This window comes from Priestia sp. P1_B12_1, from assembly GCF_056406695.1.
Map to the genome: position 1 here is coordinate 134,818 of NZ_JBFTZR010000007.1, position 16,817 is coordinate 151,634.

Below are 16,817 nucleotides of genomic sequence, written 5' to 3' on the forward strand. Positions count from 1 at the left end.
CTTTGGCTTTAACAAAACTATTTGATAGACTAGTAAAGGTGAATAACAAATAGATCGTTAGACATTATACATGTAGCAAAAATTAAAACAACAAAACAAATGTATATTCTCACTTTACCGTGATAGAGTGAGAATGAACACCACCTTTTTTACCATTTTATGAATTACTGGAAAATTATGATCTATTTTTCATAATATTCTTAGGCTGAAAGGTATACTATATGCCTTAATATTTAAAAAAAGGAGATTTTTTAATGAAAATTATTAAAGCTACTTCCTCTCACATCCCTTCTGTTGCCCGTCTGTACGTAGACAGCTGGCGCATTACATACAAAGAGTTAGTACCTGATGCTTATTTAAACAACTTGTCTTATGAACAAAGTAGAGAAAAATGGTCCCTTTTTCTTACCGATCCTTCTCATTTTATTTTGCTCGCTATCGATGAACGAGGAGAGATCGTCGGCTTTTCAGCGGGTAAGCCTCATTTGTCACGCGCTGAAATATACGCGCTATACGTTTGCAAGGAAGTGCAAAGCCAAGGAATTGGTCATCTTCTATTTTCTCATTCAGTAAAAGAATTTGCTGATCAGCAATATACGTCTATGATTATTTGGGCTATGAAGAAAAATAAGAAAGCGACTCAGTTTTATAAAAAATTAGGCGGCAAAAAAATCTTGAATCGTACAAGTCAGTTTGGAGAAACTAAAGTTGAAGACGAAGCATACGGTTGGGAACGTCTTCCTTCTAATAAATAAACGAGCACACTAGTGTGCTCGTTTATTTATTAGAAGATAATATTATTGAGCCGTTGTCTTTTTATCCGTTGAATGAGCTTTATTACAAAGCCCATTCCAGTGCCAAAAACAATTCCCTTGACTCACTATAAAACAATCCAGCCATTTCTGAAAATTCATATGTAATACATGTGCATCTTGAAACGATGCCTTCCGCTTTTTTACTATTATATACGCAGAGTGCGCTGATTTTTTAGAGTCAATGATAATCTCTTCTTCTCCGACAGACCCAATTGTCATATAAAGACTCTGACTTTTATAAGCTGTTTCTCTTACATCTTCTAAGCTATAAAGATTCCCTGCTATTTTTTTGTCAGCATCAATGAACAAATTACACCCATTTGTTAGCTGCAAAAACTGCTTGTAGTCTTCAGGAAGTGATACATGCATTTCTTCTTCAAAAACATTCAGTTGATTCTTGCTTACTCCATTAAAAAAAGTACATGTGGTTCTGTATACTTCTCCTTCATTTTTACACACTTCTATAACATTATTGTTTTCCCACAGCCGCTTTCGAAGTGAATTTATTATTTTTTCAATCATACTCTTCCTCCAAGCGTTGGATTTAAAACGGTTACATTACATTAATTAAACAATAATGTGCTAATTCCTTCTTTCCTACTAAATTATACGACAAACTTTAGAAATTCATGTTCAAATAACATAGAAAAAAGCAGCGAATATCGCTGCTTTACAGGTTATACAGGTGCTTTTTCTTCCTGTTCAGGATGGTGATCGTAATCAATAAGCGCTTTTGGAAGGCCGGTATATTTAGCCCAATAATAAATCCCAAGAGATACGACCGCTATGATAATTAAGTCTACAGGCGTATCGATCAAACCCTTTCCTCCGCCGAACGAACCAATATAAGAAATAAAGAGCATGATAATATAATAAGCAACTAACCACCAAGTTGATTTAATCTGCTGACGAAGACTTACTTCGTTTTTAGGCACATATTTAGCAAAAATCAAATATATAACAAACATAACCAATTGAGAAGTTAACAGCCATGAAATAGTCTTCCATCCTGACCAGTAGACAATAAAGGAAGCAAAAATAAAGGATAATGGACCAATTATACTCATTCCTCTTAATTTAAAAGGCTTTTCCAAATCTTTTGCATTCACCATAAAGGCCGCTGATGAAATTGGTGCAATCGCGTAAGAAAGAATAAGCGCAACAGAGCATACGTTTACGAGTGCATTCCATGAAGGAAATGGCAGTGTCCAAAAAATCGAAAGTCCTAATGAAAGCCATAGAGATGATCGAGGAATCCCTGTTTTTTTATCCACATGAGCAAACGTTTTAAATAGCGTACCGTTACGAGACCAAGCATAGATAAGTCTAGATGTTGTATTCATAAAAATATTACCGTTACCACCCGGTGATAAAATAGCGTCTAAAATAACAAGTGTTGCTAGCCAGCCAAGGCCAAGAACAACAGCGATGTCTTTAAACGGCAGTGAGAATTTATCTTGAATGCCGGACCAACCGCCTTTAATCATGTCAGATGGAATAGCTCCGATAAATAATACTTGTAGAGCAGTATAAATGAGAGCTGCTAGAATGATACAAATCACAAGAGCAATTGGAATATTACGCTGAGGATTTTTCACCTCTCCAGCTACCGATACAATTGGATGAAGGCCTAAGTAGGCGAACATAACCCCGCCTGTGGCAATGGCGGCCTGGATACCATCAAACCCCCCGGGAGCAAACTCTCCCATCGTAAAGTTTCCTGACTTAAAATAAAATGCCAGCGTTACGATTACTGTAAGCGGTACAAAATATTTAAAAATAGAAATGATAATATTCGATTTTGCAAATGCTTTTACACTCCAGTAATTGAGTAAAAAGAATAAGCAAAGCAACACAAATTGTAGAATCCATCCAGATATGGTCGGTGAATCAGATCCAGATTTTGTTAAACCCGGAAACCAATAGGCCACATACTGTCTCACAGCTGTTACTTCGATAGCGATTAAGCTAGTGTACGCTACAATCGTAATAAATGAAATCATATAGCCTACAAGATGACCGTGTGAATAAACAGGATATCGAATAATTCCTCCTGTACGAGGCAAGGCAGCCCCTAGCTCAGCGTATACAAGGCCTATTAATAAAATAATAACTCCACCAATAACCCAAGAAAAACTTCCTGCAGGACCGGCTTGCGTAGCGACATTACTAACGGCAAACAGCCAAGCGGAGCCAAAAATAGCCCCTAATCCAATCAATGTTAAGTCTAATAGGGATATCGTCTTTTTAAACGGACCTTTATTCTCCATAAGCTTCCTCCTTTGGATGAATCATCACTTTTGTTGTTTTTTTTGACAACATTCATATATATTCGATAATATGTGTCAAAATTTTTATTACTATACCCATTCAAAATCACTTTGAATCCCTTTTCTTAATTTCTACAGATTAATTAACAGAAAATTTTAAAAAATAACTCTTATATTCAAGACACACTAAAACTTTTTCTTCTCTTCTTTAATAGGTAAAATACTCAATAAATGAAAGGAGCTAGACAAATGACTTTACCAGAAAATTTGCCTGTTGATTTTACAGCTTACAACCACTTAACATTCCTTCCGCTCGGACGCAAAAATAAATCGATTCGGTCCGTAGGAAGTAAACATACTAAAGGGCTGCTTGGACGTTTAAATGACTACTTTGAGCGAGCAATGAATGAGTTATCTCAAGAAGATATAGTCCTTTTTCAAACGTTCTTATATGGAAGTCATAGGGGCGGTTTTCCCGTCGCAATTGATAAAAATGAAGACGTTTATCCTCACTTTTGGAAACCAACTTCATTCCTATGGAAAGAATATAATAAGAATCGCGGCATTCCTATTCATCATGATGAGCTTTATTCTCAAGATTTTACGGTTTTAACTAAAAATGAGTTGGAAAACTACCTCGGAAGTATTATGAAAGATTACATGTTTTGCGCTAGGATACATGATTCTTCCAAAGAAGAATGGATTCAACATATTAATAAGTGTTTCTTCAAACATCCGCTCATTTCCCTTTATCATCGAAATGCAGATGTGATTGAAGCAATTGAACAATCAAAAAAATCACCTTTGCTTTTTATTATGAAAAACCCTGAGCAAATTGCTTTTTGGCGCAATCGGATTGAAATCATTATGAGACCTTTTCGCTCTCTTTCTTCCATCGCCTTTGAGAGAGGTTTTTCAGATACGGAAGATACGGTATTAACTGTTCACGGAGAAAACGAGATCATTCGCTTAACTTCAGAAAACAGGGGTCTCGCCGTAACATATGATGTCACAAATGATACTATTTCACTCGATGATGAGTATAATGTAGTGCTAGCAGCGAAACGATTAGCTACAACTCAGCGGCAGTTCGAAGAGATTATAGATGAAAATGAAGAAGTAATTCAAAAACTGCTTGTCTTTTTTAAATGGAAAAGTCTTTTAAAGCATCATGAAGTGCACATCAAAGAGATCCAAGACAAATTGTGCATCCTAACCACTTATCAACTTAATGAAGAACAAGTTTTACAGAAAAACGAGCCCTTTCTTTCCTTCATTCAAAACGTATTACAAGTGAAGACACCGAATGCCAATCTCGAAGTTGGTTCCATTCAATGGTTTTCACAGTGGGATTTTCCAGATGTCACCCTGCTGCAGGAAACAAACAAATTTACATGTTATATGAGTCCAAACGAAATAGAAACGAAGCTGACAGAAATAAGCGCTAAGATAGAAAATGAACTTCATAAGCAGCGTCAGGACCTGCTTTCGACTCCGCTAAAAATCGGTCAAATAACTTTTGATTCAAACCAAATGTTACGGCTATTAACACTTATAGATACCTTAAAAAACACGGAAACTCAGCAGGTTTACGTACAAATTTTAGAAGGCGTTTCTACTAACAGTATTCGTCAAAAAGAGCTCGATATAATACCCGCGTTTGGATTATTAAATTCCATAAAGCGCAAGCGCATTGTTACGTATTTACAAGAATTACAAAACTATCAGATGCTTAAAAAAGAGAAAAAAGGATTCAGCCTCACTCCAAAAGGAGAAGCCATCCGACGTCTATTTGAAGAAGAATCACGGAGAATATGAGATTGTATCTCACGTGATTCTTCTTTTTTGATTTTGAAGACTACTTTCTCTATTAAATGCTTATCATAATTAGAAACCTCCATTCATATAATCATTACTAGATTAGCAAAGTCCTTCATACCTATTAGCCTGACGCTGACATAGAGAGGAGATTTCGCCATTGAAATCTAGTAATCGCGCCAATTTTGTAGTGTTAACATATAAGATGGTTCTTGTTATTTTATCCGTTGTTTTAATGACATCATCTATCATTGTTCTAGTAAGTTACTCAGCATTTAAAGAACAGTTCAATTCTTCTATTGTCTATCAAACGTTATCAAAGCATAAAGCAGAAAGCCTTTATTATTTGATGAGCCAGGAAAACCACCACTTTTCAACGGCTTTTGATAAAAATTACTCGCCTCCAGGTCTTTCTTCTACACTGCTCGAGTTATCAACAAGTATTCGAGCAGAAGACGCGAGAAGCTTGTTTGGTTCAGAACTGCCTGGATTCAGTATTTACGACTCCAATATTATCATCGCCGGTGAAGGCACAAATTTCACCAACTTCCCTAGAGAATCTGCACCGCCGCTAGATGAAACGCTAAAAGAAAGAAATTCTACTACAAAAGTTCAGCAACCTAAAGAAAACGATGGTACGAACGCTCCAAATAATAATACAACTGGCGGAAAAAAGGTATTTTATATTTATCATACACACAGCTGGGAATCTTACTTGCCTCTGTTAGGACTTGAAGGTGATCCAGATGCTAATAAAGCAGTAGATAGCAAAACCAATATTAATATAGTCGCAAATATGCTAGGAAAAGATTTAGAGGCTCAGGGAATTGGGGCAGAAGTGGATCAAACCAATATTGGACAGAAATTAAAAGAAAAAGGCTGGAACACCAACCAATCTTACGCCATGTCTCGCACAGTCATTGAAACGGCGATGACTGAGAATAGAGATTTAACTTACTTTATCGATTTGCATCGAGATTCGCTTCGAAAAGATAATACAACCATTAAGATTAACAATAAATCGTATGCAAAAGTTGTGTTTGTTTTAGGGAAAGCGAATCAAAACTTTGAACAAAACTTAAAAATGGCAAAAGCGCTTCATGAAGGTCTTGAAAAGAAATACCCTGGGTTAAGCCGCGGAGTTATTGGCAAAAACAAATCCAGCGGTAACGGTGTATATAACCAAGATGTTTCTAAAAATGCGATTTTAATTGAAGTGGGCGGGGTTGATAATAACTTTGATGAATTAACCAACACAGCAAAAGCACTGTCTGATGTCATTAGCCAATTTTACTGGCAAGCTGAAAAAGTAGATGCTCCTGCTCAATAAAAAAAGCCCTCTTCACTGAGGGCTTTTTAAAATTCAATTCCTTTTACAGCCGGAATTCCTTCATCATAATAGTGTTTATGAGGCTTCATTTCCGTCACAAGATCTGCTGCATCCATCACTTCTTTTTTGGCAGAACGCCCGGTAATGACCAAATGCATATGCTCAGGGCGCTTTTGAATAAGATCAATTACTTCGTGTAGCGGTAGCACATCATCAATAGGAAATTTCTCGATAGCCAGTGCATTATTTAACTCGTCTAAAATAACTACATCATATTCGTTCGAGAAGACTTTTTCCTTCGTTAGCGCCCAAGCTTTTTGCAAAGCTTCACGATGTTCAGGCGGTGTTTTTGTCCACGTAAAGCCGACTCCTGTTTGAATCATTTCAATTCCTATTCTGTCAAACATCAGCTTTTCGCCATATGTACGCTGAGGAGATTTAATAAATTGAATCATTAATACTTTTTGTCCGCGTCCCGTAGCGCGCAACGCAAGACCTAAAGCAGCGGTTGTTTTTCCTTTACCGTCTCCGGTATAAATTAACGTAAGACCCCGTTTGTCTTTCAATCTAAAAACCTCTTTTTCTTCGAATTTCAGTTTACAGCCATGTTGTTTTTTCTGTAAACGGTGTTCTAGCAGGCTCTTTCATTTTTGTAAGAGACTCTTCATTTGGGTAACCTAAAAATACGTTTCCTACTACGACTTTACCTGAAGGCTTGCCGATAAACTCATGCAATCTCTCGTCTCGAACAAGACCAACGCCTCTTGTTCTCCAAACGAATCCAAGACCTAGTTCTTTAGCTGCTAGCCACATGGAATGAATCGCGCATGAAACCGCATATTTGTTGTCTTCAGTGGCTTCGTCGTCTCCTTCAACTGTGTCAGCAGTTACGACGATATGTACAGGCGTATTTTTTACTGCTTTTAACGAACTTTCTACTAAATGGGGCTTTGTAGGAAAGCGCTCCTTTAAATAAGCTTCAGCCAGTTCTTCATACTTCTTTTTTGCTTCTCCTTGAATCACATAAAAGCTCCAAGGCTCTCTCATTCGGTCATTTGGAGCCCATGTTGCTGCTTCAAGCAGCTGTTCGATTTTCTCTTGCTCCACTTCACGCGCTTCATGATCTCGTACCGCTCTTCGTTCTTTTAGCTGTGAGATAATCGTCATATTGTCTCCTCCTTTTAACATTAAAGCAGAATATTTTCCGCTCTTTCTTCGAACCATTTTATTTTTTCTCTAATTGTCACTACTTCACCTACAAGCACGATAGCAGGATGAGCAATTTCTGCTTTTTTTGCTATTTCTTCGATTGTGGCAAGCGTTCCCGTTACGGTGCGCTGATACTTCGTCGTTCCCCATTGAACAAGCGCTACTGGCGTATGTTTATCTCGTCCATGGTCCATCAACTGCTTGCATATATGAGGTAAATTTCCAACGCCCATGTAAAACGCAATTGTATCTATTCCTTGAGCAAGCGCTGACCAATTTAAATAATCTTTTCCTTTTTCTTCTCTTCCATGACCCGTTACAATCGCAAAAGAAGTGGCATGATCTCTATGGGTAACAGGAATTCCTGCATAAGCTGGAGCTGCAATTCCTGACGTGATACCAGGCACTACTTCGTAAGGAATTCCTTGAGTAGCAAGCACTTCAGCTTCCTCTGCTCCGCGGCCAAACACAAAAGGATCGCCTCCTTTTAAGCGCGTCACTACTTTTCCTTGAAGCGCTTTTTCAACAAGCAGTTCGTGAATACGATCTTGGATGACTCCGTGCTTACCCGGTAATTTCCCGCAAAAAATAAGCTCGGCGTCTTTTTTAGCATAGTTTAACAACTGTTCGTTGGCTAAGCGGTCATATAAAATAACATCCGCTTCTTGAATACACTCCATTCCATATACGGTTATTAGCTTCGGATCTCCTGGTCCTGCTCCTACTAAATATACTTTTCCAACTGTCACACGGCATCTCTTCTTTCTTTTTTTACCGCTTTACACTGTTCCACCCAGTTTTCTACCATCTTCGTAGAAGAGCCGAAATGAAAGTGCGTATAGCCGGCAATTAAATTATTGTTCATATAGCCTTCTTCTTTCATTCCTCGCATCCCTTTTGTATCATAGGCAGGCGAAAACTCTTTCTCTGAATGAAAAGTTGAATAATGAAATTCATGGCCTTTAGCTTGTATATCGCCTTTAAATAAAAAATTCCCCTGCTTTCCCGTTACTTCTCGGTACCCTAAAGCAGCTAATTTTGTCTGCATTCTTACTTGTCCAGGAATAAGCCCCACCATTTCATGGCATGTATCATCTGTTGTGACAATACCATCTGTTAAAAACATAAAGCCTCCGCACTCAGCTAGTGTAGGAATCCCTTTTTGGATGGCTGCTCGAACAGAATTTTTAACGTCGATTTGCTTAGCCAGCGTTTCAGCAAATTCTTCTGGAAATCCGCCTCCTATATAAAGACCGTCAGCATCTTGTGGAACCATTTCTCCTTTTAAAGGCGAAAATTCTACAAGCTCTGCTCCGTAAGCTTTTAACAATTCGAAATTTTCTTCATAATAAAAGTTAAAAGCGGCATCTCTCGCTACAGCAATTTTCACTTGAGGTACGGACGGCTTTGTAAAGATAGGCTCATTAATTTCTATTTTAGGAGCTAAAGCCAGTTCATATACTTTTTCGATATCAATTGTATCATGAACAAGCTTTCCTAACTGTTCAAAAAACGGTGTTAACTCTCCTCGTTCAATCGACGGAATGAGCCCGAGGTGACGTTCAGGAATCGTAAGATCATCGTTTCTTTTCAAGTAGCCTACTACAGGGATATGACATTCCTGCTCAATCGCTGCCTTAACAAGTTTATAATGTCCTTCACTTCCAACCCGGTTAGCAATTACACCAACGATGTTAGCTTCCGGTAAAAATTGCTGAAACCCTTTTACAATCGCCGCTGCACTTCTAGCCATACTAGCACAATTGACGACTAAAAGGACAGGGCTATTGGTGATTAAGCTGATTTCTGCTGTTGTTCCTTCGTTCGTTAACGGGTTTTTCCCATCGAAAAATCCCATAACTCCTTCCATGATGGAAATATCAGCATCTTCACTAGCGCGAGCGACAATTTCTCTAACCATATCGTGTTCAAGCATCCAGCTGTCTATATTTCGAGACGCTCGTTCTGTAACAGCCGTATGATACGTTGGATCAATATAATCGGGTCCGCATTTAAACCCTTGAACTCTGTAACCAGCTTGTCTTAATGCTGCCATCAGCCCGATTGTAAGTGTTGTTTTCCCTACGCCACTTCCGGTACCGGCAATGACGAGTCTTCTGTTTGACATGTTGCTCTCTCCTTTAGTCATATGGAATAAGTGCCACTGAAATGGTTACATTCCCTGACTTTTTCTTCACAAGTTCAAGCTTATCAGCACCGCTGTATAACATAGCAGCAGGTTCACTGACGCCATATGCACCTGTATATTTAAAGACAGTATCTGAAGGCTGTTGGATACTTATGCTGTTTAGCTCTTGGGGCGAATAATAGACAAACTCCCAGCCGTACTTAGATGCCACTTCTAACAGCCCTTCTTCATCTTTCTTTAACTCTATTGTACATAATGCTTTTACACTTTTCATTGAAAACTGAAGTTCAGCAAGCGTTTTTTCAATAACGGTTTCAATTTCCGCTGTACTTGTCCCTCGATTGCATCCCATCCCAATCGCCAGTACTTTTGGACGGTAAAGAACACCGTTTTCTAAGATCGCTTCTTCCTCTTCTTCTAAATTGCGATGCGTTACAACCAAGGCTGCATGTGGCGATGCTTCAAGAGCTGTCTGAATCGATGAATACGTTTTAATGTTAGCTGGAACAGGGTGTTCATAATGCCACCAGTTCTTTTCACCTGATTCTTGAACCACTGCTATTTCTTCTTCATTCACCACAGAAGCGCTGACAGGCGTTAGTTTTTCTGCTGATTCCCACACCCATCCAAAGCGCTTACCAAATAAATCAACTGGAATTGTTTTTTGCACATCGGATGCTGTTGTAATAACAGGATGAGCTTCAAGAGCTGCCGCAACTTCACGCGTAAGCTCATTTGCTCCTCCGATATGACCTGAAAGCACGCTGATGACATTTTCACCTTTATCATCAATGACAACAACCGCAGGATCCGTTTTCTTATCTTTTAAAATAGGGGCAATCATACGCACAACTGCTCCGAGTGAGATAATAATAATAAGTCCTTTATAGGATTCAAAAAGAGAAGGCAAAAGCATCCGAACGCTTCCTGAAAACAGCTGAATGTTCTGCTCTTGTTCGTCTCCTTTTTCAAATTTGCTCATGTAATACACGTCAGACTGCTGAAAAGTGCGGCCTAGATTTCTTGCAATTTCTACGCCGTGTTTTGTGATAGCTACAACGGCATAATCTCCGCGCTGTGTAATGAGGGCTTTTTTTCCTTCTTGGAGTTGAATCATTCCGACTTCACTCCTCTTCGAAAGCCATGGGTAAATGTTTTGTCATAAAGTTTTGAACGATAATCTTTGTCATGAATGTGTGGATCAAGTGCCCAGCCTGCCAAAATCATCGCCTGCTTGCGAATGCCGTTTGTTCGCATAGCATCATCTAGGTCTTTTACCGTTGTGCGAACAATTTTTTCATCTGGCCACGTTGCTTTATAGACTACTACAACCGGCGTGTCTTCACTCCAACCGGCGTTTATAAATTCTTTCATTACTTTTTTTGTGAGCGTCGCGCTTAAAAATAGCGCAATCGTACATTTATGTTTTGCTAAATCAGTTAATTTTTCAAACTCAGGCACAGGCGTTCTTCCTTCAGCACGAGTTAAAATAACTGTTTGAGTCAAATCTGGAATGGTTAATTCCGCTTCAGCCGCTGCTGCAGCAGCGAATACGGAGCTGACGCCCGGAACAATTTCAATATCAACGCCTTCTCTTTTTAAAAGTACCATTTGTTCCATAATGGCTCCGTACATAGCGGGATCTCCGGTATGTACTCTTACAACCATTTTTCCTTCACGCATGCGCTCAAGCATCGTACCGACCATTTCTTCTAAATGCATACCCGCTGTTTTTAACACTTCAGCTCCTGGTTTAGACTTAGCAACTAGCTCTTGACTTACCAGTGAGTCAGCGTACAAGACAACATCTGCCTGCTGAAGTAATTTTAAGCCTTTTACGGTAATTAAATCTGGATCTCCGGGTCCAGCTCCGATTATGTATAACTTCATTTTCGCACCACCATTAGCGTTAAGTATTGTAAATCCGCTCCTTCTAGTTCTGAAGCTTTCCAGATAATTTCTTCATCTGACGTTACTTTTGTCACCACTGACGCTTTTTCAAGCAGATCAAGCTCTTTTAAAAGACCGACCATAAAATCGATGACTTTGGCCACTTTAATAAAAATGACGCAGTCGTTTTCCATTAATACTTTTTTCATTGTTTCATAATCTTCACGAGCAGGAACAATTGCTACGTGTTCATCACCGTCTGCTAACGGAATACCTAAACGAGATGCAGCTCCATTAATGGATGAAATACCAGGAATTACTTGAATCGGAGCTTCAGGGTGACGTTCTTGCATCAGGCGCATCATGTGAATAAACGTACTGTAAAGCATAGGGTCGCCTTCTGTGACAAATGCTACATCTTTTCCTTCCTGGAGCTTTTCCCATACCCGTTCTACCGTTTCGGTCCATTTTCTTTCCAAAATAGCAGGATCTTTTGTCATTGGAAACACAAGGCCGAGCATATCTTTTTCATTTGCACTGAAATAGACATCAATAATTTTTTGGGCGTAGCTTTTGCTTCCTTTTTGTTTTTTCGGGTACGCGATAACGGGTGATTCTTTTAATTTACGAAATGCTTTTACTGTAATCAGTTCTGGATCTCCCGGTCCAACTCCAAGTCCGTACAATGTTCCAATCATATTCATTCTCCTCTTTTGGCTGTAATAATATAAATGGGGTTTAAAGCGTCAAATCGTGTTAAATGTAAAATGGGCTTGCTTCTTGAAATTTGTGCAAGCGTAACAGCAGTCTCGAATCCTCGCTCTTTAAAAGCTTTCATCGCTTCTGCTAAATTTTCAATCGTTACGGCATTTAATACGATGCGCCCTCCTGCATTTAATCGGCTGCAGCACACGTCCAAAATGGTTTCCATGCCTCCTGCTGTCCCTCCAATAAACACCGCATCAGGATTAGCAAACTCACTTAACCCTTCCGGTGCTTTTCCGTGCACAGTGTGGGCGTCTACTCGAAATTTCAATAGATTTTCTCTGCAGTTTTCTAAGTCTGCTTCATTTTTTTCCACGGCAAAGATTTGTCCTTCACGCGCAATTTTAGCCGCTTCAATTGCGACTGAACCCGTACATGTTCCGATATCCCATACGACGCTGTCTCTCTTTAGCTGCAGGGCGCTAATACTAAGTGTACGAACTTCTTTTTTAGTAATAAGTCCTTTGTCCGGCTTGCGTTGAATAAATTCATCGTCCTCTATTCCAAGAGGCCAAATTGGGCTTTTTTCTACCTGCTTTAATATCACGACATTAAGCGGGGAAAAGAGTTGATTCGCCGCTTCTTCCAGCGTAAGCAGCTGACAGCGCTCCGTTTCTCCTCCTAAATTCTCTGCTACAAACATCTTGTATTCCGTCATGCCAAATGACAATAAGTAGTTTGCCAGAGCACTAGGAGAATTTTGCTCATCTGTTAAAATCGCTACTTTTTTATGGCCGTCTATGCGCTGAGCGAGTCCCTTTATACTTCTGCCGTGCACGCTTGTAAAATAAGCGTCTTGCCATCGCTCTTTTAAACGTGAGAATGCAAGCTGAATAGAACTTAAATAAGGATATATTTCAACGTCTAGCTTTGTAGAAAGATAGCTTCCTATTCCGTAAAATAACGGGTCGCCTGAGGCTAACACAACCACATTTCCTTCTTCGTTTTTTAAACGTTCAACAAGAGGAGAAAGACCCCCTTCAATCGCTACTTTTTCTCCTTCGAAATCTTGAAAAAAATCCAGGTGACGCTTTCCTCCAATTAGCACATCACTTTCATACACCCACTGTTCATACATCGGAAGCAAACTTAACTTCCCATCGTCACCAATTCCAATAATTTTAATTGCCATGTTGCACCGCCTGTCCTAAAAAATCTCCTTTTAATGTGTAAAGAGACGTATCGACATCGATTCCGTCCCCTACTTCCTTTAATGCTGATAAACAGCAGTACTCGCACAGTTTTTCAAAAAACTGATGATGACCGCTTTGCGTCATTAAATCTCCCACTTGAGAAGCTGTGTTTGCACCTTTTATTTCCTCTACCAGTTCAGCAGAAGCGCCTGACTCAGAAGCAGCTTTTGCTAAAAAATTAAAATCAATGGGTGCACTTTTTGAATGAACCATCATAACGCCCTGCGCGACTTTTGAAAACTTTCCCATCATGCCTACGAGCGACACTTTTTTCATTCCTTGCTTTTTACATTGTTTTAACGTAAATCCAACAAAATCTCCCATTTCGATAAATGCTTCTTCCGGAAGTTCAGGGAACTGTTTCATTCCATACTTTTCGCTTCGGCCCCCTGTCGTAATGACAACGTGCTCACAGTTACTCGCTTTAGCAACGCTGATGGCCTGAACGATACTTGCTTTATAAGCAGCTGTCGAGAACGGAACGACAATCCCCCGCGTCCCCAGTATCGAAATGCCTCCTAAAATACCTAGACGCGCATTTAATGTCTTTTTCGCCATTTCTTCTCCTTCAGGAACCGAGATGACAATCTTAACGCCTTTTTGTATATTGTATTGGGCTAGAAGCTGTTCAGCCGTTTCTTTCAGCATCTTTCTTGGAACAGGGTTAATGGCTGCCTCACCGACAGGAACTGGGAGACCGGGCTTTGTCACACGCCCTACTCCCACTCCTCCATCAATGATAATGTCTGCACCATTACACCACGAAACTTCAGAAATAATCAGCGCTCCGTGCGTGGCATCGGGATCGTCTCCAGCATCTTTAATGATGCTGGCTACAGCACTGCTTGTGCGATACTCGCATTCTTCAAGATGAAACGTAGCAAAGCGACCTACAGGTAGGTAAATCGTTGACTCATCTTGCACTTCTCCTGAAATTAGCGTAAGCAGAGCTGCTCTCGTAGCTGCCGTTGCACAAGCGCCCGTCGTATAGCCTTCTCTGAGTTTCTTAGGTTCTTTTGGTACTTCCTTCATGCGTTACACCTGATCTGCAAGAATTGAAATTGCATTTAATGCAGCAACCGTTACCGTACTGCCGCCTTTTCGCCCGATGTTTGTAATAAACGGTACGTCAAGTTTTGCAAGTTCTTCTTTAGATTCAGCTGCTGAAACAAATCCTACCGGCAGACCAATAACAAGCCCAGGCTTCGCTTCTCCTTCTTTAATCAAACGAATTAATTCAAGTAAAGCTGTGGGTGCGTTCCCAATTGCAAAAATTCCACCGTCTGCTTCTTTGATGGCTTTTCGCATCGAAATAATTGCACGCGTTGTATTTAAGCGCTTTGCTTCTTCCATTACGTCCGGATCCGAAATATAAACTTTGATTTCACCGCCGTGTTTTTCAATTCGCTGCTTGTTTGTTCCTACTTGCACCATTTGTACATCTGCAACTACTTGCTTGCCGCTGCGAATAGCTTTAATTCCTGCTTGAATCGCATCTGGATGAAACAGCATGCTGCGCCCAAGTTCAAAGTCTGCAGACGCATGAATTACGCGCTGAACAATTGGGTACTGTTCGTCTGTAAACGGATGAGGCCCAAGCTCTTCTGTAATCATCTCAAAACTTTTTCCTTCTATTTGCTGAGGCTGAACAGTTAACGGTTTAAATTCTGTACGAAAATCCATCTCAATCAACTCCTATTTTGGTTTACTAAAGCATGAACCACTTCTTCAAACGTGGAATACACGGTTCCATACTCAATTTTCGGTCGCCCAATCATAATAATATCTAAGCCTAACTCTTTAGCTGCTTCCACTTTTTCATCCACAGATCCAACTTTTCCGCTTTCTTTTGTGACCATGACCGTCACTCCGTATTGCTTATACAGCGCTCGATCAAACTCTTTTGTAAACGGCCCTTGAATAGCAATAATATTTTTTTGCGGGAATCCCAATTGCTGGCACTTTTCCATATTATCCAGCCTTGGAAGCATACGAGCAACAAGCCGTACATCTGAAAGAGGAAGCAGCTTTTCTGTAAAAACCTGCAGCGTTTTGCTGCCTGTTGTGAGCATAATAACTCCTTTTTTCACAGCTGCTACTTCTGCTGCTTCTTCATACGTAGAAACCATCGTCATATTATCATAGGTAAAAGCCTGCGAAGCCCGCTCATAGCGTATGTAAGGAATCGCTGTTTCAGCAGCTGCGCCGATAGCATTTTTAGACGCTTCTTCCGCAAAGGGATGACTTGCATCCACAATAGCTTTTACACGATGTTCGTTTACAAAATCCATCATATCTTCTTTTGTGAGACGTCCAATTTTCACTTTCACTTCTGCACGCTGTAATTCGATAGCTGCGTTTTCGGTTACAACCGTTGCCGTAACCTCATGACCTGCTTTTTTCACTTGCACGGCTAATGCACGTGCATCGCTAGTTCCGGCTAACAATAAAATCATTTTAGCCCGCCGACCTTATCTTCATGGTGGTCGTGGTCATGATGGTGATCGTGGTGATGGTGTCCGTGATCATGGTCATGATCGTGATGATGATGGTGATCAATATGCTCCATAATGCCGAGGCGATATTGACACGTATCGCAGTTCATTTTCACTTCACCTTCTAATCCTTCTTCAGCACGTTCTTTTAAAATTGTCTGCAGTTTTGGGTGAAAACCGAAATAGCCGGCGAGCTTAAACTCAATGTTTTCATGCTGCATTTTATACTGCGTCACCATTTCTTCCAAACGCTTAATTAGTACTCCTGTAAATAAGAAATACGGGAGAATAACCACTTTTTTAGCGCCTAGTTTTAAACATCGCTCTACCCCTTCATCAATCAGCGGAGCAGTTACGCCCATAAAAGAAGTTTCAACGATTTTATAGTTTGTTTTTTCCCAAAGAAGGCGCGTAATTTTATATAAATCACTGTTTGCATCAGGATCACTTCCTCCTCGCCCTAAGACGATAACAGCCGTGTCTTCAGCTGGAGTTTCTAAATTCTCTCCTGATTCTTGTAATCTCGTTTTTAAAATTTCAAGGGCTTCTTCATGAACGCCAATGGGACGTCCGTATACGAAGTTTACGTGTGGATATTTTTCCTTAGCTTCATCTATAGCCGCCGGAATATGTATTTTAGAGTGGCCAGCAGGCAAGAGCATAATTGGAATTACAACTACATCTTTTGCTCCTTTTGCCACACATGTATCAATGCCTTGACTTACATTTGGGCGTTCAAATTCTAGAAAACACGTTTCTACTAAAATAGATGCGTCCCAATCATGCTTCATAGTCGAAATAAATTCGCGAATTTGATCGTTCCCTTCAGGATCTCTGCTTCCATGACCGACAAATAAAACTGATTTCATATAATGCCCTCCCA

At 39.9% G+C, this 16,817-nt stretch carries 17 protein-coding genes; 3 read left to right on the forward strand and 14 right to left on the reverse strand.

Annotated features, from left to right (window positions below; all coding sequences use genetic code 11):
* The first annotated feature begins 254 nt into the window (after positions 1-254).
* The gene (locus AC1D0Y_RS21700) at positions 255-755 is read left to right on the forward strand and encodes a GNAT family N-acetyltransferase (protein ID WP_028408315.1); all 501 of its coding nucleotides are present in this window, start codon (positions 255-257) and stop codon (positions 753-755) included.
* Positions 756-797: 42 nt separating this feature from the next.
* Here the strand turns inward: AC1D0Y_RS21700 and AC1D0Y_RS21705 are convergent, their stop codons facing one another.
* Complete coding sequence (locus AC1D0Y_RS21705; RefSeq protein WP_060746918.1) at positions 798-1,337, reverse strand: SMI1/KNR4 family protein; 540 nt, start codon at positions 1,335-1,337, stop codon at positions 798-800.
* A 155-nt stretch (positions 1,338-1,492) separates the two neighbouring features.
* Positions 1,493-3,085, reverse strand: a complete 1,593-nt coding sequence (locus AC1D0Y_RS21710; protein WP_013057301.1) for an APC family permease — start codon at positions 3,083-3,085, stop codon at positions 1,493-1,495.
* A gap of 249 nt (positions 3,086-3,334) precedes the next feature.
* On the opposite strand from AC1D0Y_RS21710, the gene AC1D0Y_RS21715 reads away from it, so the two are divergent.
* Entirely contained in the window at positions 3,335-4,903 is a 1,569-nt protein-coding gene (locus AC1D0Y_RS21715; protein ID WP_221840609.1) for an RQC-minor-2 family DNA-binding protein, read from the forward strand.
* Between the two features lie 160 nt (positions 4,904-5,063).
* Complete coding sequence (gene spoIIP, locus AC1D0Y_RS21720; RefSeq protein WP_060746920.1) at positions 5,064-6,233, forward strand: stage II sporulation protein P; 1,170 nt, start codon at positions 5,064-5,066, stop codon at positions 6,231-6,233.
* Between the two features lie 26 nt (positions 6,234-6,259).
* Here the strand turns inward: spoIIP and cobO are convergent, their stop codons facing one another.
* From cobO to AC1D0Y_RS21780, 12 genes are read right to left on the reverse strand one after another with little or no spacing between them, the layout of a single operon-like run.
* Complete coding sequence (gene cobO / locus AC1D0Y_RS21725) at positions 6,260-6,799, reverse strand: cob(I)yrinic acid a,c-diamide adenosyltransferase (protein WP_013057304.1); 540 nt, start codon at positions 6,797-6,799, stop codon at positions 6,260-6,262.
* A 31-nt stretch (positions 6,800-6,830) separates the two neighbouring features.
* Positions 6,831-7,400 carry a nitroreductase family protein gene (locus AC1D0Y_RS21730; protein ID WP_028408310.1) on the reverse strand — a complete coding sequence of 190 codons (570 nt, stop codon included), beginning with the start codon at positions 7,398-7,400 and terminating at the stop codon, positions 6,831-6,833.
* A gap of 20 nt (positions 7,401-7,420) precedes the next feature.
* Positions 7,421-8,191 (reverse strand): uroporphyrinogen-III C-methyltransferase, encoded by a 771-nt coding sequence (gene cobA, locus AC1D0Y_RS21735; RefSeq protein WP_013057306.1) that lies wholly within the window; start codon positions 8,189-8,191, stop codon positions 7,421-7,423.
* Positions 8,188-9,570: a cobyrinic acid a,c-diamide synthase CobB gene (locus AC1D0Y_RS21740; protein WP_098333073.1), complete on the reverse strand. Its 1,383-nt coding sequence runs from the start codon at positions 9,568-9,570 to the stop codon at positions 8,188-8,190. The genes cobA and AC1D0Y_RS21740 overlap by 4 nt, the downstream gene beginning before the upstream one ends.
* 13 nt (positions 9,571-9,583) lie before the next feature.
* On the reverse strand, positions 9,584-10,708 hold the full coding sequence (locus tag AC1D0Y_RS21745; RefSeq protein ID WP_098249575.1) for a cobalt-precorrin 5A hydrolase: 1,125 nt from the start codon (positions 10,706-10,708) through the stop codon (positions 9,584-9,586).
* Complete coding sequence (gene cobM, locus AC1D0Y_RS21750) at positions 10,705-11,481, reverse strand: precorrin-4 C(11)-methyltransferase (protein ID WP_028408307.1); 777 nt, start codon at positions 11,479-11,481, stop codon at positions 10,705-10,707. Before cobM ends, AC1D0Y_RS21745 begins: the two co-directional genes overlap by 4 nt.
* A complete protein-coding gene (gene cobI, locus AC1D0Y_RS21755; protein ID WP_013057310.1) occupies positions 11,478-12,179 on the reverse strand; it encodes a precorrin-2 C(20)-methyltransferase in 702 nt (233 codons plus the stop codon). The genes cobM and cobI overlap by 4 nt, the downstream gene beginning before the upstream one ends.
* Before the next feature lie 2 nt (positions 12,180-12,181).
* Positions 12,182-13,378, reverse strand: a complete 1,197-nt coding sequence (locus AC1D0Y_RS21760) for a bifunctional cobalt-precorrin-7 (C(5))-methyltransferase/cobalt-precorrin-6B (C(15))-methyltransferase (RefSeq protein WP_028408305.1) — start codon at positions 13,376-13,378, stop codon at positions 12,182-12,184.
* A complete protein-coding gene (locus AC1D0Y_RS21765; protein ID WP_028408304.1) occupies positions 13,368-14,471 on the reverse strand; it encodes a cobalt-precorrin-5B (C(1))-methyltransferase in 1,104 nt (367 codons plus the stop codon). The genes AC1D0Y_RS21760 and AC1D0Y_RS21765 overlap by 11 nt, the downstream gene beginning before the upstream one ends.
* A gap of 3 nt (positions 14,472-14,474) precedes the next feature.
* Positions 14,475-15,122, reverse strand: coding sequence for a precorrin-8X methylmutase (locus AC1D0Y_RS21770; RefSeq protein ID WP_013083415.1), 648 nt, complete (start codon positions 15,120-15,122; stop codon positions 14,475-14,477).
* Between the two features lie 5 nt (positions 15,123-15,127).
* Positions 15,128-15,895: a precorrin-6A reductase gene (gene cobK, locus AC1D0Y_RS21775; RefSeq protein ID WP_028408303.1), complete on the reverse strand. Its 768-nt coding sequence runs from the start codon at positions 15,893-15,895 to the stop codon at positions 15,128-15,130.
* Positions 15,892-16,803, reverse strand: a complete 912-nt coding sequence (locus AC1D0Y_RS21780; RefSeq protein ID WP_221840612.1) for a sirohydrochlorin chelatase — start codon at positions 16,801-16,803, stop codon at positions 15,892-15,894. Before AC1D0Y_RS21780 ends, cobK begins: the two co-directional genes overlap by 4 nt.
* Positions 16,804-16,817 lie beyond the last annotated feature (14 nt).